Origin of the sequence: Leifsonia sp. SIMBA_070, assembly GCF_046534635.1 — a bacterium.
GTDB lineage: Bacteria > Actinomycetota > Actinomycetes > Actinomycetales > Microbacteriaceae > Leifsonia.
This window is the reverse complement of sequence record NZ_JAWRYK010000065.1, coordinates 1-373: the sequence shown is the minus strand read 5'-3', so window position 1 is coordinate 373 and position 373 is coordinate 1. Positions and strand designations below refer to the sequence as shown.

Sequence of the window (373 nt, the reverse complement as noted above, 5' to 3'; positions counted from 1 at the left end):
CCGCGTGGCGGCCGTCTCCTCGGGCGGTGCCGCCGCCACAATGCACTCCTGAACGCACTTCACGAACGGACACTCCATGCACGACGACATTCCCCTGACGACCGGCCGCGCGAGGCGCGTGCTGACCGAGCGTATCCGGCCCGCGATCCATAGCCGGCGCGTTCCCCTCGAGATCGGCGCGAACGCGCTCGACGGGGAGCCGATTCCACCGAGCGAGGGCCTCGCGCTCGATTACGCGCCCTTCTCGGCCGGCTCGGAGTGGGGGCCGGCCTGGGGAACGACCTGGTTCCGCGTCGCGGGCCGCGTGCCGCGCGAGTGGCGCGGGCACCGCGTCGAGGCGCTCGTCGATCTCGGTTTCGATCAGAACATGACG

1 protein-coding gene is annotated in these 373 nt (G+C 71.6%); it reads left to right on the top strand.

What is annotated here, in order from left to right; genetic code table 11:
• Window positions 1-76: 76 nt before the first annotated feature.
• Window positions 77-373 (top strand): hypothetical protein (locus SB754_RS19430; protein ID WP_410784042.1); only part of this gene is annotated, 297 nt, incomplete at its 3' end.